The sequence below is a fragment of the Alicyclobacillus kakegawensis NBRC 103104 genome (assembly GCF_001552655.1).
GTDB classification, from domain to species: Bacteria; Bacillota; Bacilli; order Alicyclobacillales; family Alicyclobacillaceae; genus Alicyclobacillus_G; species Alicyclobacillus_G kakegawensis.
Window position 1 is genome coordinate 140,512 of sequence record NZ_BCRP01000002.1, and the last position, 20,864, is coordinate 161,375.

The following is a 20,864-nucleotide window of genomic DNA, read 5'->3' on the forward strand; positions in this document are numbered from 1 at the left end:
GCCCCAGCTCAGCCCAGGTACTGGCCGAAGCATTGGACCAGGCGCTGCGAGGGGAGGTGAGCGCATGGGAGAGTGGACCTGGCTGCACACACTGTTTCCCCTGGCCGACATTGAGTTGATGCAACCGCCCATCGACGCCCGCACTGCCAACGTGCTGGTGCGCACGGTCCGGCGTCTGCCGCCAATGGACGGAGGGGATGCAGAAGACTGGTATGAAGTGCGTGTCGCGGCCCACAGTGTGGCTCCGTTTCGCGGCGGTCCGTGGTTGCACCGGTTTCGCCACAAGGATCTGGAACAACCCGGAGAGGAACTGGCCGCCTTCCGAGCGGCACTGGCGAAAGCGATTCGCGATTGCCAAAAGTAACGAAATGTACGGGAGACGGGTTGACGCCAACGAAGCGCCTCCCGTATACTCCGAGTGTACCACATGTACCGGTACACACGGATAATCCAGTGCGACAACCTTGCTGTGATAGGGGTTCATTCCCATGTGGTTGCGTGTGGACGCGCGCTCATCTGAGCCGATGTACCAACAGATTGTCGACCAAGTCAAGGCTCGGGTGGCAGAGGGGCTGCTGAAGCCGGGAGACCGGCTGCCGTCGGTGCGCGAACTGGCCGGGATGCTGACCATCAACCACAACACCATCGCCAAGGCGTACCAGGAGTTGGAACGGCAGCGTGTCATCGAGGTGGTGCGCGGACGAGGCACCTTTATCTGTGAGACCGGTCAAGCCTGGGACGCCGAGGCGCGCAGGCAGGCCATGGTCGACACGATGCGCAAGCTGGTGGTCGAGGCGCATCATCTGGGCATGGACGAGACAGAGCTCTTGCGGCTGTTCCAGCGTGTGCTGGCGCAGTGGCGCGAGCAGCGGGAGGGGGAGACGTGAAGGGGACCGAGACCCTGACGGCGCCGGCTATTGAAGCTGTCGGCGTCAGCAAACGATTGGGCGGGCGCCTTGTGGTGAGCGGAGTGGACCTGCGGGTGCCGCGAGGCAGCGTGTTTGGTTTAGTCGGTGCCAACGGCGCCGGCAAGACCACGCTGCTGCGGCTGTTCATGGGGTGGTACCGGCCGGACGCAGGACACTTGAAGGTGGCGGGCCAGTCCATGATCGGCGATGTGGCGGACATCCGTCAGCAGATGGTGTACGTGGGCGAGGACGGGAACGCGTTTTCCCGCTTCACCGTCGCCGAGATGTTTGCGTACGCCAGCCGATTGTACGAAAGATGGGACAAAGAGCGGTGCCGGCGTTTGGCGCACGCTTTGGAACTGCCGACCAATCAGAGACTTGCTCGGCTGTCGCCCGGGATGCGGATGCAGGTGAAGCTGGCGGTGGCGTTGTCCGCGCGCCCGTCGATTCTCCTCCTGGACGAACCGACCAACGGGCTTGATCCGGTCCTGCACCGTCAGTTCCTGCAGCTGTTGGCGCAGGAGGCGGCGGACGGGGCGACGCTGGTCATGGCCACGCACAACCTGGTTGACGTCGAGCGCATGGTGGACCACATCGCCTTCATGTTCCAAGGCCGCATCGTGTACGCCGGAGGACTGGAGGACTTGCGGCAGCGCGTTCGCCAGGTGCGGGCGGTGTTGAGCGCCCCGCTGCCGGCATCCCTGCCTCCGGATTTGGCTGCTTGTGTGTGGGACGTGGAGCAGTCGGGACGCTGGTGTACGCTCACGGTGGAAGGGCCGGCGGAACCGGTAACCGATTACCTGCGCCAGCAGGGGGCGGAGGCGCTGGAAGTGGTCCGTCTCGATTTGGACGAGTTGTTTCAACTGGTCATGCAGCGGGAGGGGTATGCGCGGGATGGACTCGTACTTGCCCAAGGCACTCATCTATAGAGAGTGGAAGGAACAGCGCTCTTGGTTGATTGGCGGCACGGTGCTCATCCTAGGCGAACTCTGGCTGCGCCTGGTTGCCTTGGGCATGCAGCTGGTCTCGGGCAGCGGGCTGCCGGACATACGCCAGGCAGCCTGGGCCGGGCTTTGGTCCTACGTTTCCAACAGCGTAGGGCAACTGTCAAGCGAGGGAACGACGGGGGCGGTCGCCGTGCTGGCGATGATGGCGGTGGCCACCCGTCAGGTGGCGCGGGAGCGGGCGCAAGGCGACCTGTTGGGAGTCCTCATGGGGCCGGTCAAGCGGGCAGACCTCCTGCGCGTCAAGTTTGTCGTCGGCTGCGGATGGATTTTGTGCACGCTCATGCTGCTGCTCTTCTTGTTGGCCATTCTGAATCTTACGGCTCCCAACCCGGTCTCTGCGGGACAGATGGCCGCTTTTGCCTGCGACAAGTTTTCGCTCTGGGTGGCCTTTTACGGCTTGGCTTTCATGGTCTCCTGCGCCGTGGCCGGTGCTGTCCCGGCCTTTCTGCTCACTGCCCTGTTGGCAGACATGCCCGTCTGGCTGCCGGGATTGGTGGCGCTCGTCATCCCACCTGAGATGACGCATGCCACTTGGCCCGACGCGGTGGCCCGGTTGTCCCCCTGGACCTGGCTGTCGGCGGCGGTACCCATCCCTTGGCTGGTTGTCCCGTGGCTCCTGTTCCTGGCTTGGTTGGGCTATTTCGTCGGTCAGCGGGCTTTCGCCCGCATGCTCGCCGAGGACTTTGACGCCCTGCTGGGATTGCCCGCTCTGTGGCGCTTGGTGATTCCCGTCGTGAGCGTCCTTCTGGGGTTGGTGGTGGCCACAGCCACCAGCGCGCGCACCGGCCGATGGGGGCTCGTTCCCGTTGTGTTTGTGGTGTGTGTCGCGCTCTTGTGGGCGGGCCTCTATGCCGCGCGGCGGAACCTGCAGCGCGGTGCCGGCGGACGCCGCGGATAATCCCATTCATCGTGGCAGAGGAGGAAGAATCGCTTGTCCGTTCTTACGCTTGAAGGCGTGTCGAAACGAATCGGGAAGCGCTGGATTGTTGAAGACCTGAACATGACCGTCAATCAAGGTGAGGTCTATGGGTTTCTCGGTCCGAACGGAGCCGGGAAAACGACCACCATCCGCATGATTGTCGGGCTCGCCCGGCCAACCCGCGGCCAGATCCGGGTGCTCGGCCACGACGTGTGGCGGGATCGGCGGCAGGCCATGTCGGCGTTGGGGGCGATAGTGGAGAACCCGGAGGTCTACAGCTACCTGACCGGGCGCCAGAACCTGGTCCACTACGCCCGCTTGGCAGGGTTGGAGGCCATGCCCAAGCGGATCGACGAAGTGGCCGAGATGGTGCGGCTGAAGGACCGCCTGGACGAAAAAGTGAGGCGTTACTCGTTGGGCATGCGTCAACGGCTGGGCGTGGCGCAGGCGCTGCTAGCGCGTCCGCGGCTGCTGGTGTTGGATGAACCGACCAACGGGCTCGATCCGGCCGGCATGCGCGAGTTCCGTGAGTTGATGCGGGCGCTGGCGGAGCAAGGGACGAGCGTATTCGTCTCCAGCCACCTGTTGAGCGAGATCCAAATGATGTGCGACCGCGTCGCCATCCTCAAGGGCGGCCGGGTGGTCGGGGAGCATACGGTGGCCGACTTGACTCAGGCGGCGACCGGCCGGGTCCGGCTCCAGGTGGGAGATGGGGGACTAGCGATGGGCGTCTTGGCGGCGGCCGGCTGGTCCCACGTCAAAACAGAGGGGCAGGCGCTCCTTGTCGAGGCCGAGCAGTCCGACATACCGCGCTTGGTCCGGGCATTGGTCGCCGGCGGTGTGGACCTGTACGCGGTGGAGCCGCAGCGGGAGTCGCTGGAGCAGGCATTCTTGGAACTGACGGAGGCGCAGGGCGCAGAGAGTCTGGCCGACGGGCGATCGGCCGCAGGGGGCGAGCAGGGTGCGTGAACTGATGCGGGTGTGCCTGAACGAGTGGATGAAGTTGGTCCGGCGGCGACGCCTGTGGGTCGCCAGCCTGCTCGGAGTAGCGATGGTCGGCCTGTTTGCCTACGGCACCTACCACAGCTATCAAATGCAGCAAAAATACAATTCGTTGGCTGCCTGGCGGCAGCAACTGGCGGCGAACAGGCAGCAGTTGGCCGATTTGCGGCGCCAGCAGCAACACCCTGGGAAAAACAACCCAGAGTCGGGAACCTCGGACGTGGTGGCCCGGCAGATTCAAGAGGTTCAGGACTCGATTCGCCAGTTGCAGCAGCAGATCTCCGAAGAGACAGAGAGCGACGCACAGTGGCGCCAGCAGCAGGCCAAATCGGTGCGCGAGGAACAGAAGAGCCTGGCGCGGACCCAGGCGCAAACCGCACCGGCCAGCGGCCTGCCCGCCGCCCAGCACCAGTCCGACATCGCGCAGACGCGCCTCTCCCTGTTGAGTGATTCATACCGGCTCACGCACGGCGTGCGACCGCTGCCGAGCGGGTCGCAGGACCCCTACAGCATGGTGATGGAGTTCACAGATTTTTCAGCCAGTGTGTTCTTGCCGCTGCTGGCCGTCATTCTCGCCGCCGATTTCATCTCCGGCGAGTCGACCAGCGGCACCATCAAACTCCTGCTGGTCCGTCCGGTCCCGCGTTGGAAGGTGTTGCTGGGCAAGTGGCTGGTCGCGTGCCTGGCCACCGCCTTGTTGACGGCGGGGCTGTTGGCGGTGGTCTGGTTGATAGGTTGCCTGCAGTACGGAACGCACGGTGCGTGGCAGCCCCAGGTGGTCGGCCTGAGCTACCAGTTTCAACACTTCATGGCCAACGACGGCAGTTCCACGAATGTCGTCATTCCCCTCTTGGCGCACGCACACGTGCTGCCGATGTGGGCATACGTGTTGGCCTCGGCGGGGCTGGAGGTTGTCGCCATGATGGTCGTGGCGACCATCGCCTTGCTCTGCAGCACCCTGTTCAAATCGGCCATGGCCAGCACAGCGGCTGCGCTGGGGGCGGTGGTGATAGGCTTTGTCGTAAGCCAGTTCCTGCACGGATCGCGCGTGGTGCCGCTGTTGTTCCCGACTCACATGAACCTGGCGTCCGACTGGGCCGGACAGACAGCGCAGAGCCTGGAGTTGAGCGTCTCCCTCGGTTCCGGATTGTGCACGCTGGCGGTCTGGGGGGTGTTGTCGCTGGTGGGAGCGTTTGTGTGCTTCGTGCGCAAAGACGTTTTAAACGCGTGACGGCACGCAGCCGTTAGATCGTCGGGCGGTGCGGGGTGGACGGCTCACCGCCTACACCCTGACCGCCGCCACGGTGAATGCCAGACGGCATGTTCTTGAGCGCGCTTTCTTTCATGTACTAGACATTCAATGGAAATAACCCATGCGCCGGTAAGTGAAATCGTCGTATTTGCGGAATCCCAGTTCTCGCCACAGCTCTTCCTCCCCTTTTGCCGGCTCGGACGCGACCCAACCGTGCCAACCCAGCTCGATGCTGCGGTCGATGGCGGCCGTTAGCAGCGCCTGGCGAACGCGCGGAGCCAGTGGCGGATGGGAGCGTGTGGCGACGGCCAGGTGGCTGACGAAGAAGCAGCGCCATCCGCCGTGGCTGTATCCTGACAGGACGCCGCAGGTCCGTCCGTCCACCCGCGCTACAGCGACCTCCGGGTGCGGCGCCAAGCCGCACTCGGCTTCCCACACTTCCCAGCGAACCAGGGCGAGCGTGTCCTGCGCCGCCGTGTCAGCCTCGTCCTGCCACTCTCGGGCCAGGCGGCGCAGGCGCGACTTCATGTGCGCAAACGGCACCCAATCGATTGCCAGGTCGAGGCCTTGTGCCCACACCTCACTTGCCAAGGAGGAGGAGCGTGATTCGTCGGGGATTTGTGCTTCCATGCCATTCGTCACTCCGATGAGGCTGCATCAGCCCGTGTTTGTTCCCAGTGTGGCCAGGACGGCCGCCCCATAGACATGGGGGATGGCGAGTGGTGGGTGGGCGGAATTCATCGGCATCCCGGCCCCATCCGTACTCCAATTGTACCGGAGCCGGCCGGGATGACAAGGCCGCAATCCGCCGCCCAGGATTCGTGACTTCGCCGGACCGGATGTGCTAATCTAAAGTGACAGACACGGTGTCGGAAATCAGATCCAAGGGCTCACTTTTCCCGATCCCGATGTTCACTCGAGAGCGGGCTGTCTTCGGAGGAGTACGCGGGCAGGGACGGATCAACCCGGCGCCACGTGTTCAATTCGTTGATGCGGCTGGCGTAGTCGGAGATCTGTTGAAAGTGCGCGGCGATGATGTCCCAATCCTCTTCGTGGTGCACTTTTTCGAGCACCTGTTCAATGCGGTGTTCCAGATCGATGATGCGCTCGGGGATGTGGGCGCGGATTTTTTCCCACGTTACCAGCACTTCTTCTTGGACGTCGGGCGGCAGCGAAGGAAACGGCGCCGGAAAATGGGGCAGTTCAATCTGCAGGCGGTCGTCGTAGCGAAAGTACATGGCGACACCTCCTGGGTGTTTGTATAGTGTATGGCGCGGACAAAAGGCGTATGTGGCAGGGACCGGCGCTCGCAACGACCGTTTTGGCGGGTGCACAGAGGAGATGCGGGTCTGGTCTTGCTCTTGGGCCGGCGCTGAAAAGAAACTACGAAGGCTCCTATTATGACTCATATTATAAATGAGCATCAGGAGCTTTGCGAGGGGATGCGGGTGGAGCGCGAGGAGTGGGTTCTCAGCATCAAAAACATGATGGAGGCGGGAATTCTCATAGACCCGCTGTTGGTCAACACCTATTCCCAGGCAGCTTTTGGCCGGGTTTACGAGCAGGCCTCCGCCATGACCGACAGCCTGTTTCAGCACTTTACACACTACGAGCGGATGCCGCAGCTTGAGGACATACCGTTTTCTATCAATCTGGCCCGCAGCGGCTTGTTGGAGACGCTCCTGTCGACCGCGATGTCCGTCATGCACGAGCAGACGGGCAATGTCATCCCCACGCCGGCGGTGCTCTTGGAAGCCCACCGCCGGGTCTCGGCGTTCCTCTCGCAGCACGGGATGGAAGCGCTCTATCGCCTGTACTATTGGGTCATCGTCCACGACACCCTGCAGCCCCTGTTCTATCACCGCGAACTGACCGAGGCGGACTTCCTCCAGGCGCGCCGTCACCACCCGTACCGGCCCGAGAGCTTGGACATGGTGTTGATGCTGGGGCTGGCTGGAGGGATGTTCCGGGTGCGCCAGCGGCAGGGGGAACGGGTGGTCGGCATCACGCGGCGCGGTCTGAAAATGTACGAGTCTATCCACCAGGTGTTCGTCGATTCGGGGTACATCGGCAAGCGGGTGATGATGTCCTATATTTACCAATTTGATCGCGCCGAAAATTTTGACGACCTGTTCAACGCGGTCTTTCCTGAGACGCCGCAGCAGCGGCGCGACTACATCGCCTGGTTGGGCGATTTGCGCGGCGCCCATGTGTTGGAGGTCGCGTGCGGCACAGGGGCGTTGACGTTCGACAGTGGACTGTACGAACAGGTCGGAAGTTTGGGCATGCTGACAGCTACAGATGTGTCGCAGGGGATGTTGGAGCAAGCGGCGCGCAAGTGGCGGCAGTTGGGCAGCCCGCCGCAGGTGGTGCTGCAGCAGGCGTCGGTGGAAAATTTGCCGTTTGCCGATGCGGTGTTCGATGTGTGCTGCGGCAGCTACTTCATCCACTTTGTCGACGCGCCCCGGGCGCTGGCCGAGATGCGGCGCGTCGTCAGGCCGGGCGGCTGCGTTTCGATATACCAAGGACTGCAGGTGGACCTCAACCGCCCCTTCTTCCGCGAGTGGTTTGCGCCGATGTTCGAGTTGGCTCGCCGGCGCAACGCGGACCGGCCCGCCAACTACATGCCCACGGCCGATCAATTGCGCCAATGGTTTGTGGGAGCTGGGCTGCACAGTCTGGAAGTGGAGTATGTCAACACCCCGCTTCGCTTCGAGGACCCGGAGCGGGTGGTGCAGTTTCTGGTGCGCGGGGTCAGTTACTTTCAGATTGAATTGATGGAGCTGCCGTGGGACGACCGCCGGGCGGTTATCTCCGAACTGGTCGACCGCGGCAAGGATGTTTGCCGCAAGTACCCGGTTTCGGAACGCATCATCGAATTTCCCGGCGTGTGGATGAAATCCGTTCGACCTCAACTGTAAGACACGCTGTGGTGCCCTGCATCCCTTGCGTTCATGGTATCATGGTGCCAAAGGAGGACGGGTATGCAGCGGCGAGTCGCTTTTGTCAGCGCCGGCGCCAACGGAGTGGGGTTTGCGATTGTGCGGACCCTGTTGGAGGCCGGTTATGATGTCGGCTTCACGTACCGCCACAGTCAGGCGGAGGCGGACGGCTTGCTGAGCCTGGCTGAATCGCTCGGCGTGCGCGCCACGGCGGTGCAGGCTGACTTGCTCGATCAGGGGCAGGTGGAAGACGCGGTCCGTCGTTGCCTGAGCGTTTTTGGCCGCATCGATGCGTTGGTACATAACTTTGGTCCGTTTGTGTTTGAACGGGTTCCGTTGGCCGACTATTCAGATGAGATGTGGCGAAGGATGCTCGACGGCAACCTGAGCACCCTCCTGTGGATGTATCGGCTGGTCGTAGACGGCATGCGCAGGCAGGCGTTTGGCCGTATCATCACGATAGGGTTTGACGGTGCCGGCCGGGCCGCGGGTTGGCAGTACCGGGCGGCGTACGCGGCCGCCAAGGCCGGCTTGGCGTCGCTTACCCGCAGCATCGCCCGCGAGGAGCGTCAAAGCGGGATCACCGCGAACATGGTCTGTCCCGGGGATGTGCGCGGTCCGTGGAAAACCCGGCTGGTCCGCGAGGCCTGGGATGCGCACAATCCGCTGGCGCGCGCGCCGGTAGGTGGTGACATCGCCCGTGTCGTGCTTTTCTTGTGCCAGGAGGAGAGCCAGTACGTGAGCGGCACGGTCACCGAGGTCACCGGCGGCTACGACATTCTCGCCTATGACGATGGACAAGATGTCGTCGAGGAGAAGCGTCGCTTCTCGGTCGGTGAAGAGGTCTGGGTCCACCCGTGGAAGGCCCTGGCGGTGGTGGAGTCTGTGCACAAAGTGCAAAACCGCTACGCGGTGTACACCGTGCGCGTGGGGCAGCGGCAAGGGGACTTCACCGCCTTTCAACTCGGCAGCCGCGAGGAAATGGAGGACGGCATGCATGGCACACGTGGATAATTTGCGCCGACACTTTCCCGTGTTAAGGCGCGTGGTGTACCTGAACACAGGCAGAGCCGGCGCCCTGCCGGACGAAACGGCGCAGGCGATAAGCGAAGCCTTGGCGGCGCAACTGCACGAAGGCCGCCGCGGCGACAGCTATTGGCAGACGTTGACGCAGATGCGCCAACTGGTACGCGATGAACTGGCCCACCTGTTTCATGTGCCGGAGACAACGTTTGTGTTGACCAACAGCACCACCGAGGGCATCCACCTGGCGCTCTGGGGCATCCCGCTGGAACCGGGCGATGAAATCCTCACTACCAACGTCGAGCACCCGGAGGTTGGTCTGCCGGTGGCGGTGCAGAGGCAGCGGCGTGGCGTCCGCATCCGGGTGCTCGACGGCACTCTGCCGAAGGATGAGCTCTGCCGCCAATTGGAACAGCGGCTGACTCCCCGGACCCGCGCGTTGGTGTGTTCGCATGTGTCCTACGCGACGGGGCATCGCTTGCCGCTGGAGGCGCTGGTTGAGGTGGCGCACCGTTACGGGCTGTGGGTGGTCGTGGACGGTTCACAGGGCGCGGGAGCCGAACCGCTGGACCTGGGCAGTCTCGGCGTGGATCTTTACGCCTTTCCTGGTCACAGGTGGCTGTGCGGTCCGCAGGGGACAGGAGCGCTGTATGTACGGGCGGATCGGCTGGAGGAGCTGGAGGCCACATTGGTCGGGCCGGCGGCGGTGCGCGACCCGGCGGCTTGGACCCCGGACGGACACTATCTCCCGGCCGCCTCGGCCCGCCGCTTTGAACACACGGAAGGGGAGGTCTCGGCCTGGCTCGGTTGGTGGCACAGCTTGCGCTTCCTGCGCGTGACGGCCGGCTGGGAATACGTGTTCAGCCGCACGCATGGGCTGTCCGGGATGCTGATGGACAAGCTGCTGGATCTGCCCGGAGTCACCCTGGCCACCCCGCGCGACCAGCGGGCGGGCCTGGTTCACTTCGCCCTGGAAGGGGTGGGTCTGGATGTCGTCCTGCGCGAGGCGCGATCGCGCGATATCGACATCCAGACCATCCCGGAGCGCGGGTTGGTGCGCGTATCGACGGCGTTTTACAACACGGAGGATGACATTCTTCGATTCGCGCAGGCGCTGTCTGATCTGCGCCGTGGTTGACTGGGAGCCAAGCGCCCCGGGCTGTCCGCGGCGGCTGCCGCCTCACTGCTCCCGCGGCGGCTTGGGGGTCGGACGGTCCCGCGCAGAATCGAGCGCCCTGCGCAGGCCGCGCGAGAGCGCCCACATCAACAACAGTGCCAGTACAAGGCATCCGGTGTCATACCAAACAGGGTGTGTCATGGCGGCGCCTCCTCAGACGACGGACCGACCCGCGACCGACTGGTTTAGGCGTGAATACGGACCGATCCGCTCCGGCTTTCGCAATACACGCGCGCCCCGTCGCTGGCGGATTCGCCGATTTCGAAACGGGTTTCCGCCTGCCGGGCCGGTTCAACCGCGTCCAGGCCTGCGACCTGGGCGCGCGCGCCGGTCACCTCCACCTTGCCGAGGCCGCTGCGGGCGATGCCGGAGGCGTGCGTGTCGGCCGGGATGCCGTCTATCACAATGGTGCCGTTATCGGTGCGCGCGTATACGCTGCGCGTCATCGGCCTGAGGCTGTCGTGTACATCGAGGCTGCCGTTGTTCGTCTCGACACGCAGCCGCTGCACTTGGCAGTGAAGGACGCGCACACCCCCGTTCTCGGTCCGCATCTGCAACTCGTCGGCGCTCACGCTGTCTGCATGCAGGGGACCGTTTTTCGACGTCAGGCTGAGCTTGCGCATGCCGGCGGGCACCGAGATCTCGATGTGCGCCCCGACCACGCCCTCCTTGCTGTCGTTCACCACCGTCAACAGGTATGAATCCTCACTTTGCTGCGCTTGCAGCGCTTGTTCCAGCGCCTGCCTGGCTTCGCCGAGGTCACTGGCCCGAACCTGGCCGCGTACGTGAATGCGAATGGCAGACTGTTCCCAACTGACCACCTGAATTTCACCGTGCTTGGTCTCGATGTACAGGTCTTGAATCGCTGCCGGCAGTTCCACGTCGGTGCTGACGGCCAAGGTCGGCCCTTGACCAAAGCCGAAACTGAAGCTGCGGTTGAGGTGGCGCACCTCTTGCTCTAGGTTGCGGCGAGCCTCGGCCAGCGATTGGCCCAACAGCGAGGAGAGCTGGCTGCCCCATTGGTTTCGCAGCTGTTTCCACTCGCTGAGCGACTTCAGGTCAATAGGGCGTACACGGGGCGACGCGAGTTTTTCATCGAGCGCCGCCAACAGCTGTTCCCCCTGTTCAGCGGTCAACTTGCCCTCCTGGACCAACTCCAAAATCTTGCGGCGTTCATTCACGCGTATTCTCCTCCCGAATCCAATCCATCGCTTGTTCAAATGTGAGTTCACCCTTGTCTAACGCATTGAGCACCTGCTCCATCCGCTCATCCTCGGGACCCTGGGTGACCGGGTAGCCCAGCGTGCGGATAACCTGATTCAATCGGGAACGGACGGTGGGATACGAGATCTTCAGGTCCCGCTCCACCTCCTTGATATTGCCGCGGCAGCGCAGGAACGTCTCGACAAACTGCATCTGTTCTGCGCTGAGCCGCAACAGGGCGGGGGCGGGGAAGTGTCCCTGGACCCGCGTGTCGCAAGCGGGGCACGTGAGTTCGCTGATCTCCATCACTTCATTGCAGGACGGACACTGCACCGGCAGCGTGCGGCTCATAGGAGAACACCGCCTTTCATGAATTCAAAGTATCCTATCCATATTTTTAAACAACTACTTTCACATATGCAATACCCAATTTACGTTTTTTCGCCGCAGAGCGGTCGCAGGTCAGTGCGCCTGAGCCCCTTGGGATAAAGGTTGTTGGTGCGCCCGCTGACCCCATTCCCCCACCCAAGCGGCCAGCCAGACAGGTGTACCAGCGTCCGTCCGCGCAGGCCCAGGTCTGGCAATGGGGCACCCGAGAGATACTCCACGGCCAACTCTTCGTCAAGCAGCGCGGACTGTCTGGCCAACTGGGGGGGGACGGCCATCGCCAGCGCGTGTTGGGGCTCCAACCGTCCGCGTTCCTGACTAGCCAGCCACAGCCCCGGACGGTGGATGCGGACACGGGCCTGTTCAAGCCGAACCAGCAGCTCGGGGTCGGGTGCTGCGTACGCATGCGGACCGCGCCACAGGGGCTCGTGCCAGGGCAGCGGAACCTGCTCCGGATTGACCCATTCGGCGACAGCCCGCCGCCATTCTGCCGGGTTGGCAGACGGCGAGCGGCGCCGCCCCGCCGCCTGTCGCTCGCTGCGCCGTGCAGGCTTGTCCCGCCCCCCCGCGAAGTGCTCTTCCAATCGCCGGAAACGCGCCACAAAGTGACCTTCACCGGCGCCTTTATGGGGCCAGAGGCGGCGCGTGCGGGTGATATCGGCGCCAAAGCGGCGCGTCAGTTCGGGGTCTCCCAGCCACTCGGGCCGACCAGGCTCCCATCCAGGCCAAAGCGGGATGTCTTCCAGGACCACCGGGAACGAATCGAGCGCCCAGGCTACGATGTGTTCGTTCTCAAACGGGTTGAACGTGCATGTGGAATAGACCAGCCTGCCGCCTGGGCGCAGCATGGACAACGCGCAGGCCAGGATCTCCCGCTGCCGCCGCGCACACGATGCGGGCGAACTCGCCTGCCACTGCCTTCTGGCCTCCGGGTCTTTGCGGAACATCCCCTCTCCTGAACAGGGGGCGTCCACCAGTATGGCGTCAAAACGGACGCCGACAGCTGCAGCGAGTTGGTGGGGGAGCGCCTGTGTGACGAGCGCCGGGGCGCCTGCTCGTTCCAGGTTCTCGACCAAGGTGCGAACACGGGCGGGGTGCGGTTCGTTGGCAACCAAGACCCCTTGCCCGCGCAATCGGCGGGCGATGTCGGTCGCCTTGCCGCCGGGGGCGGCGCACAGGTCGAGTACCCGCTCCCCCGGCCTTGGATCAAGTGCGGGCACAACCGCCATGGCGGACGGCTCCTGAATGTAACAGGCGCCGCTCATCACCCAGGGGCTGGACCCCAACCTAGAGCCAGGGGGCAACAAGAAGGCGTCGTCCCGCCATGGCACTGGCATCGCGTGGGCGGGCCGAGGGATTGTTTCAGGGTGGGCTCCCCGGGGTGGAGACAGGCCAGCGGCCTGCCCGGCATGGTCCCCCGCGCGCGCGGCTCGCATGGGCGGCTGCTCGAGAGCTGCGCAAAAGTCCTGCCATTCCCGTCCCAACAACGGCTTCATGAGCCGTTTAAAGTCTGTGGGTAACCAGTCCATATCTGTTCATCCTTCGCCCGTGATTTGACGTTCCGGCATCCACCGGTAGCATGATCCACCTTATCACGCACACCCGCGCCGCGCACGCGCATTCCACGTACGCCGTGATTGCCACACTCCCCGCCCCCGGGGTATAGTGGTGCGGAACAGACAAGAAACGGAGGTGAACGCGATGGCCACCCGCCCTTCGCGTGAATTGATTGTTGTACCCAATCCACACCCGGATCGCGTATACGACGTGACCATGGAGACGGCTGAGTTCACCACGTTGTGTCCGATGACAGGACAACCGGATTTTGCCACCATTCGCATCCATTATCAACCAGGCCCGCACCTGGTGGAGTTGAAGTCTCTCAAGCTGTATCTGTGGAGTTTCCGCAATGAAGGGCATTATCACGAGGATGTCACCAACATCATCCTGAACGACTTCGTGGCGGCGGCCAAACCGCGCTTCGCCGAGGTGACAGCCGATTTCACCATCCGCGGCGGCATTCACACCGTCGTGCACGCGAAGTGGCATCCTGAGGAGGCTTCGGGTGACGGGCAAACGACTTGAACCTGGAGGGTCTATTTCAGGCCCAATCGGCTCACATGACGGGACGGATGCCGGCTCGGGGTGTCCCGTCTTCGTCTTCCTCTCTTGCCCTCGCTCCCGCAGCTCCAAGCCCTGCAGACGGGCGGCCGCGCTCTCACGGGCAGGGCAGGAACTTGCGTCCTTGCCAGCGAATATGAGAAGGTTGGAGCAGCAGACATGCCATCATTCTGGAGAGGACGGTTGACGTGCGTGCGTTCAGATGGCTCGGCCGATGGACAGTCACGGGCTTGTTGAGCGCAGCGGCGGCTTTCGCCGCGGCTGTGTGCGTCCCGGTCAGAGTGGAGGCGGCCACGCTGCAGATGAGTGCGGTGGTGGGGCTGAACGGATACTATTCCAAGGACCGGCTTGTGCCGGTTGTGCTTCATATTGTCAATCGAGGGAACTCGTCCACGGCGCGCCTACGTGTCGTGGTGCACCAGCCGCTGCCGAATGACCGCGTCATGGACGGTCATCTTGTTTGGAGCGTGCATCTGCCGGCGCATGGGTCGGTGGACAAGCGGATTGTGGTTCCCGGGCAAGCTGTCGCAGACGGGGCCCAGGTTGTGTGCGAGGCGGGCGCTAGCAGTGTGTCCACTTCGCTCGGGGGAAACCCGTTTGGCCGCGTCTCTTTGGTGGCGGTGGTCTCGAGCCGGGCGCAGGCAGCCCAGTTTTTAACCAGCAGTTCGAATGGACGCAATGGCCAGCCGGTGCTCCCGGTGCGTGTGACGCCGCGGGCTTTGCCGGATTTTCCGTATCTGCTGGAGGACCTGACGGCCGTTTCTCTGAGTCCGGATACCTTATCTGAGTTGACCCGTCAGCAGCGTTCTGCCCTGTCGATGTGGGTGAAACTGGGCGGCCTGCTGTTGGTCACCGGGGTGGGCAAGGTGGATGCCGCCTGGCAGGAGCAATTGCCGCTGCGTCCTTCATCCAGCCATCGGGTCTCTTTGGCCTCGTTGGCGTCGGTCATTCAAGGCAGTGTCCAGCCGCCATCGGGAAAGGTCGATGCCGAGGGCCGGATTGCCGGCGATGACGTTCAGGTGTGGGCGGGCACGCGGGAGCAGCCGCTCATCGCCGCCCGCACGGTCGGACGCGGCGTCGTCGTCCAGACGGCCTTTTCTCCGTTGCAGCCCGCCGTCATCGGATGGTCGGGCAACGCGGCGCTGTGGACCTGGGTCCTTAGGAGCGGCGGCTCCCAGAGCCAACAGGCCCTGCCTCCGTTGACCGGAGCGGGCGGGGCGCTCAACCTGGCGACGGCCAGCGACGCGCTGCCGCCGCTGCGGGTCCCGTCGCTGCGCATCTGGGGCTCCTTGTTCGCGGTCTATGCGCTGGTGATAGGCCCGATTCTGTTCTTCGTCCTGCGCCGGCGCAAACGCGAGAGTTGGGCGTGGGTGGTTTTGCCCCTGCTCAGCGTGGTGACTACGGTTGGGATATACGGTTTTGGCATCGCTCAACGCCCGAACGGCGTGCTGACGGAGGGAGTTGGCGTGTTGGAGTTGGTCGGCGACGGCAGCGCTGAGGTGTACGGGATGCGCGGTTTTATGTCGCCGTTGGTGACCAGCGCCAGCGTGACGACGGAGGACGCGTCCTATGGATTATCGTTGGCGGAGACCAATGTGCGGGCGTTGGGCGAGGCGTACGTGGCCGAGGACGGCGGCGTGAGCGCCCGGTTTGAATCGGTCGGCCGGTGGGGCGTGCGTTATTTGTACACGATTGGGGCGGTTCATGGGCAGGGCCGGCTGAACGCCAGTCTGGACTCGTCCTTGGGCACGATAAGCGGGATGGTGAGTAACGAGACATCCTACACCCTCGAGGACGTGGCGGTCATCTGGAACCATCATCTCTACGAATTGGGGACTTTGCGCCCAGGGCAATCGGTCGTGTTGGACGACCGGACGAAGGCGTTGTCCCTTGATGGCAACTGGGTGACCACCTACGGCCGCTACAACGCGGACATCACGCACGGCGTGGGCCGCGCCTTGGCACAGGTTTTGGCCGCCAACGGCAAAGCGGACCCGAGTTCGTCCGGGCAGGCCATGCTGGTGGCCACTTGCACCTCCGACACAGCGGCGATCCCTGAGCTGAGGACTCTGCAGCACGTCGCGTCGGAACAGCAGTTGACCGTGGTGCGCCAGTTCCAGTCCGTCACGCCTGTGTTCACGTCCGACAGGATGATGCAGTCATGATTCAGACTCAGAATCTGGTCAAGCGTTACGGCCGGGAGTTTGCGGTGAATCAACTCAACCTGACCGTGCGCCAGGGCACTGTGTTTGGCATCGTGGGCGAAAACGGGGCTGGCAAGACGACAACCCTGTCGATGCTGGCCACGCTCACCGTCCCCACCTCCGGCCAGGCGTTCATCGCCGGCTACGAGGTGACCCATCAGCCGCACGAGGTGCGGCGGGCCATCGGGTACATGCCAGACTCGTTCGGGGTCTACGATGAGTTGACGGTGATGGAGTATCTGCGTTTTTACGCAGACTGTTACGGCGTCGATCGCGGGACGGCGGAGAGGCGAGCTAAGGAACTGCTGGAGTGGGTGGACCTTGGTGCCAAACAGCACAGCTACGTCAATGCTCTCTCCCGCGGGATGCAGCAGCGGCTGGAGATTGCCCGCTGCCTCATGCACGACCCGGAGGTGCTCATCCTGGACGAACCCTCTTCGGGGCTGGATCCCAGGTCCCGGTTGGAGATGCGGGCTGTGCTGCAGCGGCTGCGGTCACTTGGCAAAACCATCCTCATCAGCTCGCACATCCTGCACGAACTCGGATCGATTGCCGACGAGATTGGTATCATGCGCGGCGGGGAGCTGTCGGCTATCGCTTCCGTCAACGTCATGCTCGCCCACTCAGATGCGTTTCGCACCCTGTGGATCAGCGGCACCGGGCCGCGGGAAGCCTGGGAAAGGGCGTTCGCGGACGATCCGCACGTGCTCAATGTCGTGGAGAAGCGTCCGGCGGTCGAAGTTCTGTACGCTGGCACGGTGGAACAGCAGGCACAGTTGATGAAGTCGTTGATGGACAGAGGGGTGGTGCTGTATCAATTTGCGGAGCGGCCCACCGACATCGAGGAACTTTTCCTGCGTCTGACCGACCAGGGGGAGGAGGCGGACTGATGCGGGCCAATCCGTTGTTGTACAAGGAGTTTCGGCAGCGGATGCGGGCGCGCCGGACACCCCTGGTGGTGGCCGGGTACTTTGTCTCAATGGCGGCGTTGACCTTTTTCCTGCTGTACGAAAACGTCCAGGGTCAATTGGTGCTGGTGTTGCCGGCGCGCAGCGAGCAGGTGTTCCTATTGATGAGCCTGTTGCAAATGACGGTGGTGGCGTTTCTCACTCCCGCTTTTGCCGCTGGCGCCATCAGCGGCGAGCGTGAGCGGCGGACGCTGGTCGTGCTGTTGACGACGCCGTTGTCGCCGTTTGGCATACTTGTTGGCAAGGTGCTCTCGTCCAGCGCCCTGCTGGCCCTGCTGCTGGTGGTCTCGCTACCGTTGTACAGCCTTGTCTTCCTGTTCGGCGGCGCGGTTCCGCAGGAGGTGCTGGCCGTGTTCGGGTTCCAGCTGCTCAACATCGTCCTGATTGCGGCGCTCAGCGTCTTGTGGTCCACCATCGCTCTTCGGTCCGGCTGGAGCACCGTGCTCAGTTATGCCACGGTCGGCTTCATGGTCATTTTCAGCGGCGTGGTCGGCTATGGTCTGCGTCTGTTGGCGCAAAGCCCGATGGAGTTTTTTGCGCTGCGCTGGTCCAATGACCTGCTGGCGCTCAATCCGCTCTGGATGGAGGCGTCGCTGGCCGGCGTGGTCAGCGTCACCCGGCACGCCTGGGTGTTGTTTCTCGGCTTTTACGCCGCCCTGGTGGCGGTGCTCGCAGTACCGGCGGTGTTTCGGCTGCGGCCGCAGCTGTGGCGGCTGCTTCCCGGGGATGAACGAAACTACCAGTGAACAGGCGCGGAGGGCCTGGCCCCCCTTTTCGTGCCCATTGTCATATCCCGCCGGGTCCGGGCGTACAGTCTAGAGACGGACATGCCTGGCAGGGGGGATGGGCGTGCGCGTGGGTGTGAGTATCCTGCTGTCCCTGGCGATGATCTTGTTCGGGGCCGAGCTGTTCACAAATGCCGTCGAATGGTTGGGGCGCCGGCTCGGTCTCGGCCAGGGGGCGGTGGGAAGCGTCCTGGCCGCCTTGGGTACGGCGTTGCCCGAGACGGCGGTACCCATCACGGCCATCACGTTTAGCGGCGGGACCCGCGATGCGCAGGATGTCGGTATCGGCGGCATCCTGGGCGCGCCGTTTCTGTTGACCACACTCGGCTCCTTTATCATGGCCGTGGCCGTGCTCGTCGTGCGCCGCCGCAGCCTCCCCAGTTTGCAGGTGGAACCGGCCTCTTTTCAGCGCGACATGGCCTTTTTTTTGACCGCATATTCGCTCGCGATTTTGTTCGGATGTGTCCACACGGAGTATCTCAAACGGGTAGTCCCCTGGGTGCTCGTCGCGATGTACGCGTCGTTTCTCTGGTTGACGCTGCGCGACCGCGGCCAAGGCGCAGGCGCCGGTCCGATTCACCCTCTGTATCTCCAGGGCAAGCTGGATGCGCCCAGGTTGTCGGCTATCTGCCTGCAGTTGATGCTCTCGCTGGCCCTGATTGTGGGCGGCGCCCACCTGCTCAGCGGTGGTGTGGAGCAGATTGCCAAATGGCTCAGCATCCCGCCCTTTATCCTGTCCGCCCTCTTGATACCGCTCGCTACTGAACTGCCGGAGACGCTCAACAGCGTGGTGTGGATACATCAAGGGAAAGACGCGCTGGCGGCCGGAAACATTACGGGGGCCATGGTATTTCAGAGCACGCTGGTGCCCGCCATCGGCATTCTGTTGACGCCCTGGCGGCTGAACATGGAGGCGTTGTTGACCGGGGGTCTGACGCTGGCCGCGGCCTCATTTGTATTCGGAATGTTCCGCTTGCGGCGCACGCTGTCGCCGAGCGTGCTCCTGTGCGCGTCGGTGCTGTATTGGGTGTTGCCCCTGCAGGCGCTGGCGCTGCGCTATGATGCGCACATCGTTTACTGGGCGGGGGGCGCCCTGGCCGGGGTGATGATGCTGTTGGCGTTGGCCATGGGCGCGCATTACCGCAGCGATCCTTAGCCCCCCTGTGCGCATGGCGGCTCTTCAAGCCGGGGACCGCAGTGTGGTACAATGATTGTGCGTGAACCCGCGCAGCTAAACATCACATCGAGCGGGCGCCCTGACCCAGCGGCGGCTGCGGCGGGGACGCCGCAGCAGCGGGTGAGGGCGCAGCGGTTGATTGGAGGGTGAGAACATGCCGGAAGTGGTGACGGATGCGACCTTCGCTTCCTTCATTCAGTCGGATCAACCGGTGCTGGTCGATTTTTGGGCAACTTGGTGCGGCCCGTGCAAGATGCTCGCACCGGTGATAGAGGATGTTGCCAACGAGTACGCCGACAAACTCAAGGTCGGCAAACTGGATGTCGATGAGAACCCTGAGACCACACAGAAGTTCGGCATCATGAGCGTGCCCACCGTGCTCGTCTTCAAGAATGGCCAAGTGGTCAAGCAGTTGATTGGCTATCGGCCGAAGAGCGACATGGTGGCGCAGCTGGCGGACGTCCTCTGAGTCCAGAGCGCATGCAGGAGCGAGGCGGCGGGCCCACATGCCCGCCGCGCGTCTGTACAAAGGCCATATCCGTCGCGGCGGCTCGTCGCGTGTGACCGGCTGCTCCGGTTAGGCGTACAAGTGCTCCCGAATGGAATACAGCGTAACCTTCGCCGGCAACGAGGCGAGCGCCCGTCTCCAGCGCGCCAGCTCCTCCCTCGTCTGTTCGTCCGTGAATGCGCCCAGCGCGTGGGCGCGCGCCTGCTCGTCGTAGCCCGTGTCATGCGGATCGACGAATGGGGACAGGTACACCAGGTCCCCCGGCGTAAAATGGATGCCGTTCAGCGCTTGCCGGGTCGCCGCCAGGTGCTCACGGGCAAATTTCGGCCCGCCGACTCCGACCATCAAGATGACGCCAATCCGGTAACCCGCCTCTTTCAACCGGTTCATCGCAGCCACGGCTTCTTCCGCTGTCCCCGGTTTGCGAAGAAAGGCGCGCAATCTGTTTGATCCCGTTTCCAAACCGGTGTAGACAGTCCGCAGTCCCTGTTCATATATTCGGCGCAGGTCTTCTGGCGTCTTGTGCTCCAGCGTGAACGTGTCCATGAACGTGTAGAAGTCTTGGCCGACCGATGACCCCAACCGTTCGCGCACCAGTTCCATCATCGTCAGGAGTTTGCCCGTGGGCACCACCAAGGCGTTCCCGTCCCCGAGGAACACGCCGCTGCGGTCGGCGATGCGCGGACCCATGAAACGCTGGAGACGGTCGAGGTGAACCTGTAACTCGTCCTCTGACTTGATGTGAAACCGCCGATCCCGGTAAAAATCGCAGAACAGGCACCGGTTGTACGAGCAGCCGTGCGTGATTTGGACGACGAGCGCATGGTACTGATCTGGAGGCAGGATGCTGATAGGCAGGTATACCTGCCGAAACGCCTGCGCGTCGGCAGCCAGCGCCTCGGGTGTCCAGCCTTCAAGGAGCGCTCTCCACCGCGCGGCCTCCGTGGCGGGCAGAGAGTCCAGCGACGCGCGGGCCAGCGCGTAGACCCTGCGGTAGAAGGCGGCTTTTTCCTCCGGATTGAGGGTGCGGTACGTGCGTCCGGTGATGCCCGCACCCGCCTGCGTGCGCACCTGCACCACGCGGTCGTCCAAGCCACGGCGCACCACCTCGTGCGCGCGGACGCCAAACAAAAATCGTCCCGTGCGGTCAAAATGGTACCGCCAATCTCCCGCCTGAACGACCATCCGGTGCGCGCGCACGTTCACCGTCGGTGTCGCGGTCTGTCTCACCCCGTCACACCCCCGTTTCTGTCTTGCCCAATTCGATCATACACCTGCCCC

At 63.5% G+C, this 20,864-nt stretch carries 22 protein-coding genes; 15 read left to right on the top strand and 7 right to left on the bottom strand.

Features of this window, described 5'->3' with window-relative positions; genetic code table 11:
* Positions 1–64: 64 nt before the first annotated feature.
* The 6 genes from AK2_RS02160 (at position 65) to AK2_RS02185 (ending at position 5,067) form a co-directional block, all read left to right on the top strand.
* Positions 65–364 (top strand): hypothetical protein, encoded by a 300-nt coding sequence (locus AK2_RS02160; protein WP_067930884.1) that lies wholly within the window; start codon positions 65–67, stop codon positions 362–364.
* A gap of 124 nt (positions 365–488) precedes the next feature.
* Complete coding sequence (locus tag AK2_RS02165) at positions 489–887, top strand: GntR family transcriptional regulator (protein ID WP_067930887.1); 399 nt, start codon at positions 489–491, stop codon at positions 885–887.
* Positions 884–1,837 (top strand): ABC transporter ATP-binding protein, encoded by a 954-nt coding sequence (locus AK2_RS02170; protein WP_067930890.1) that lies wholly within the window; start codon positions 884–886, stop codon positions 1,835–1,837. The genes AK2_RS02165 and AK2_RS02170 overlap by 4 nt, the downstream gene beginning before the upstream one ends.
* Positions 1,803–2,813 (top strand): hypothetical protein, encoded by a 1,011-nt coding sequence (locus AK2_RS02175; protein WP_067930893.1) that lies wholly within the window; start codon positions 1,803–1,805, stop codon positions 2,811–2,813. Before AK2_RS02170 ends, AK2_RS02175 begins: the two co-directional genes overlap by 35 nt.
* A 33-nt stretch (positions 2,814–2,846) precedes the next feature.
* Positions 2,847–3,803: an ABC transporter ATP-binding protein gene (locus tag AK2_RS02180; RefSeq protein ID WP_067930896.1), complete on the top strand. Its 957-nt coding sequence runs from the start codon at positions 2,847–2,849 to the stop codon at positions 3,801–3,803.
* A complete protein-coding gene (locus AK2_RS02185; protein ID WP_067930898.1) occupies positions 3,796–5,067 on the top strand; it encodes a DUF2705 family protein in 1,272 nt (423 codons plus the stop codon). The genes AK2_RS02180 and AK2_RS02185 overlap by 8 nt, the downstream gene beginning before the upstream one ends.
* Positions 5,068–5,193: 126 nt before the next feature.
* On the opposite strand, the gene AK2_RS02190 is transcribed toward AK2_RS02185, so the two are convergent.
* A complete protein-coding gene (locus AK2_RS02190) occupies positions 5,194–5,718 on the bottom strand; it encodes a hypothetical protein (RefSeq protein ID WP_067930901.1) in 525 nt (174 codons plus the stop codon).
* 260 nt (positions 5,719–5,978) lie between these two features.
* Complete coding sequence (locus AK2_RS02195) at positions 5,979–6,326, bottom strand: hypothetical protein (protein WP_067930903.1); 348 nt, start codon at positions 6,324–6,326, stop codon at positions 5,979–5,981.
* Positions 6,327–6,488: 162 nt separating this feature from the next.
* Here AK2_RS02195 and AK2_RS02200 point away from each other — a divergent pair, with 162 nt between their 5' ends.
* The 3 genes from AK2_RS02200 (at position 6,489) to AK2_RS02210 (ending at position 10,191) form a co-directional block, all read left to right on the top strand.
* The gene (locus AK2_RS02200) at positions 6,489–8,009 is read left to right on the top strand and encodes a class I SAM-dependent methyltransferase (protein ID WP_083520763.1); all 1,521 of its coding nucleotides are present in this window, start codon (positions 6,489–6,491) and stop codon (positions 8,007–8,009) included.
* Positions 8,010–8,072: 63 nt separating this feature from the next.
* Positions 8,073–9,044 (top strand): SDR family oxidoreductase, encoded by a 972-nt coding sequence (locus AK2_RS02205; RefSeq protein WP_083520764.1) that lies wholly within the window; start codon positions 8,073–8,075, stop codon positions 9,042–9,044.
* Positions 9,028–10,191 (top strand): aminotransferase class V-fold PLP-dependent enzyme, encoded by a 1,164-nt coding sequence (locus AK2_RS02210; RefSeq protein ID WP_067930909.1) that lies wholly within the window; start codon positions 9,028–9,030, stop codon positions 10,189–10,191. The genes AK2_RS02205 and AK2_RS02210 overlap by 17 nt, the downstream gene beginning before the upstream one ends.
* Positions 10,192–10,233: 42 nt before the next feature.
* On the opposite strand, the gene AK2_RS16765 is transcribed toward AK2_RS02210, so the two are convergent.
* The 4 genes from AK2_RS16765 to AK2_RS02225 form a co-directional block, all read right to left on the bottom strand.
* Positions 10,234–10,371, bottom strand: coding sequence for a hypothetical protein (locus AK2_RS16765; RefSeq protein WP_157076186.1), 138 nt, complete (start codon positions 10,369–10,371; stop codon positions 10,234–10,236).
* A gap of 44 nt (positions 10,372–10,415) precedes the next feature.
* Positions 10,416–11,411, bottom strand: a complete 996-nt coding sequence (locus AK2_RS02215) for an SHOCT-like domain-containing protein (protein ID WP_067930912.1) — start codon at positions 11,409–11,411, stop codon at positions 10,416–10,418.
* Complete coding sequence (locus tag AK2_RS02220; RefSeq protein WP_067930915.1) at positions 11,404–11,784, bottom strand: DUF2089 domain-containing protein; 381 nt, start codon at positions 11,782–11,784, stop codon at positions 11,404–11,406. Before AK2_RS02220 ends, AK2_RS02215 begins: the two co-directional genes overlap by 8 nt.
* Positions 11,785–11,864: 80 nt before the next feature.
* Positions 11,865–13,349, bottom strand: a complete 1,485-nt coding sequence (locus AK2_RS02225; RefSeq protein ID WP_083520766.1) for an RsmF rRNA methyltransferase first C-terminal domain-containing protein — start codon at positions 13,347–13,349, stop codon at positions 11,865–11,867.
* A 139-nt stretch (positions 13,350–13,488) separates the two neighbouring features.
* Here AK2_RS02225 and queF point away from each other — a divergent pair, with 139 nt between their 5' ends.
* From queF to trxA, 6 genes are all read left to right on the top strand, one after another.
* Positions 13,489–13,905: a preQ(1) synthase gene (queF, locus tag AK2_RS02230; RefSeq protein ID WP_245632728.1), complete on the top strand. Its 417-nt coding sequence runs from the start codon at positions 13,489–13,491 to the stop codon at positions 13,903–13,905.
* A 224-nt stretch (positions 13,906–14,129) separates the two neighbouring features.
* Positions 14,130–16,106, top strand: a complete 1,977-nt coding sequence (locus AK2_RS02235; RefSeq protein ID WP_067930923.1) for a DUF8725 domain-containing protein — start codon at positions 14,130–14,132, stop codon at positions 16,104–16,106.
* On the top strand, positions 16,103–17,035 hold the full coding sequence (locus tag AK2_RS02240; protein ID WP_067930926.1) for an ABC transporter ATP-binding protein: 933 nt from the start codon (positions 16,103–16,105) through the stop codon (positions 17,033–17,035). The genes AK2_RS02235 and AK2_RS02240 overlap by 4 nt, the downstream gene beginning before the upstream one ends.
* Positions 17,035–17,859 carry an ABC transporter permease gene (locus AK2_RS02245; protein ID WP_067930931.1) on the top strand — a complete coding sequence of 275 codons (825 nt, stop codon included), beginning with the start codon at positions 17,035–17,037 and terminating at the stop codon, positions 17,857–17,859. Before AK2_RS02240 ends, AK2_RS02245 begins: the two co-directional genes overlap by 1 nt.
* Positions 17,860–17,962: 103 nt before the next feature.
* Positions 17,963–19,054: a sodium:calcium antiporter gene (locus tag AK2_RS02250; RefSeq protein ID WP_067930934.1), complete on the top strand. Its 1,092-nt coding sequence runs from the start codon at positions 17,963–17,965 to the stop codon at positions 19,052–19,054.
* Between the two features lie 175 nt (positions 19,055–19,229).
* Positions 19,230–19,544 carry a thioredoxin gene (gene trxA, locus AK2_RS02255; protein ID WP_067923097.1) on the top strand — a complete coding sequence of 105 codons (315 nt, stop codon included), beginning with the start codon at positions 19,230–19,232 and terminating at the stop codon, positions 19,542–19,544.
* Positions 19,545–19,652: 108 nt separating this feature from the next.
* On the opposite strand, the gene AK2_RS02260 is transcribed toward trxA, so the two are convergent.
* Positions 19,653–20,813 carry a radical SAM protein gene (locus AK2_RS02260; RefSeq protein ID WP_067930937.1) on the bottom strand — a complete coding sequence of 387 codons (1,161 nt, stop codon included), beginning with the start codon at positions 20,811–20,813 and terminating at the stop codon, positions 19,653–19,655.
* Positions 20,814–20,864: the final 51 nt, after the last annotated feature.

What these genes read in the sequence shown, in the direction of transcription:
- AK2_RS02195 (WP_067930903.1), bottom strand. Translation starts at nt 6,326, where the DNA reads ATGTACTTTCGCTACGACGACCGCCTGCAGATTGAACTGCCCCATTTT.
- AK2_RS02240 (WP_067930926.1), top strand. Translation starts at nt 16,103, where the DNA reads ATGATTCAGACTCAGAATCTGGTCAAGCGTTACGGCCGGGAGTTTGCG.
- AK2_RS02165 (WP_067930887.1), top strand. Translation starts at nt 489, where the DNA reads ATGTGGTTGCGTGTGGACGCGCGCTCATCTGAGCCGATGTACCAACAG.
- AK2_RS02220 (WP_067930915.1), bottom strand. Translation starts at nt 11,784, where the DNA reads ATGAGCCGCACGCTGCCGGTGCAGTGTCCGTCCTGCAATGAAGTGATG.
- AK2_RS02245 (WP_067930931.1), top strand. Translation starts at nt 17,035, where the DNA reads ATGCGGGCCAATCCGTTGTTGTACAAGGAGTTTCGGCAGCGGATGCGG.
- AK2_RS02225 (WP_083520766.1), bottom strand. Translation starts at nt 13,349, where the DNA reads ATGGACTGGTTACCCACAGACTTTAAACGGCTCATGAAGCCGTTGTTG.
- AK2_RS02200 (WP_083520763.1), top strand. Translation starts at nt 6,489, where the DNA reads ATGACTCATATTATAAATGAGCATCAGGAGCTTTGCGAGGGGATGCGG.
- trxA (WP_067923097.1), top strand. Translation starts at nt 19,230, where the DNA reads ATGCCGGAAGTGGTGACGGATGCGACCTTCGCTTCCTTCATTCAGTCG.
- AK2_RS02175 (WP_067930893.1), top strand. Translation starts at nt 1,803, where the DNA reads ATGGACTCGTACTTGCCCAAGGCACTCATCTATAGAGAGTGGAAGGAA.
- AK2_RS02160 (WP_067930884.1), top strand. Translation starts at nt 65, where the DNA reads ATGGGAGAGTGGACCTGGCTGCACACACTGTTTCCCCTGGCCGACATT.
- AK2_RS16765 (WP_157076186.1), bottom strand. Translation starts at nt 10,371, where the DNA reads ATGACACACCCTGTTTGGTATGACACCGGATGCCTTGTACTGGCACTG.
- AK2_RS02205 (WP_083520764.1), top strand. Translation starts at nt 8,073, where the DNA reads ATGCAGCGGCGAGTCGCTTTTGTCAGCGCCGGCGCCAACGGAGTGGGG.
- AK2_RS02210 (WP_067930909.1), top strand. Translation starts at nt 9,028, where the DNA reads ATGGCACACGTGGATAATTTGCGCCGACACTTTCCCGTGTTAAGGCGC.
- AK2_RS02190 (WP_067930901.1), bottom strand. Translation starts at nt 5,718, where the DNA reads ATGGAAGCACAAATCCCCGACGAATCACGCTCCTCCTCCTTGGCAAGT.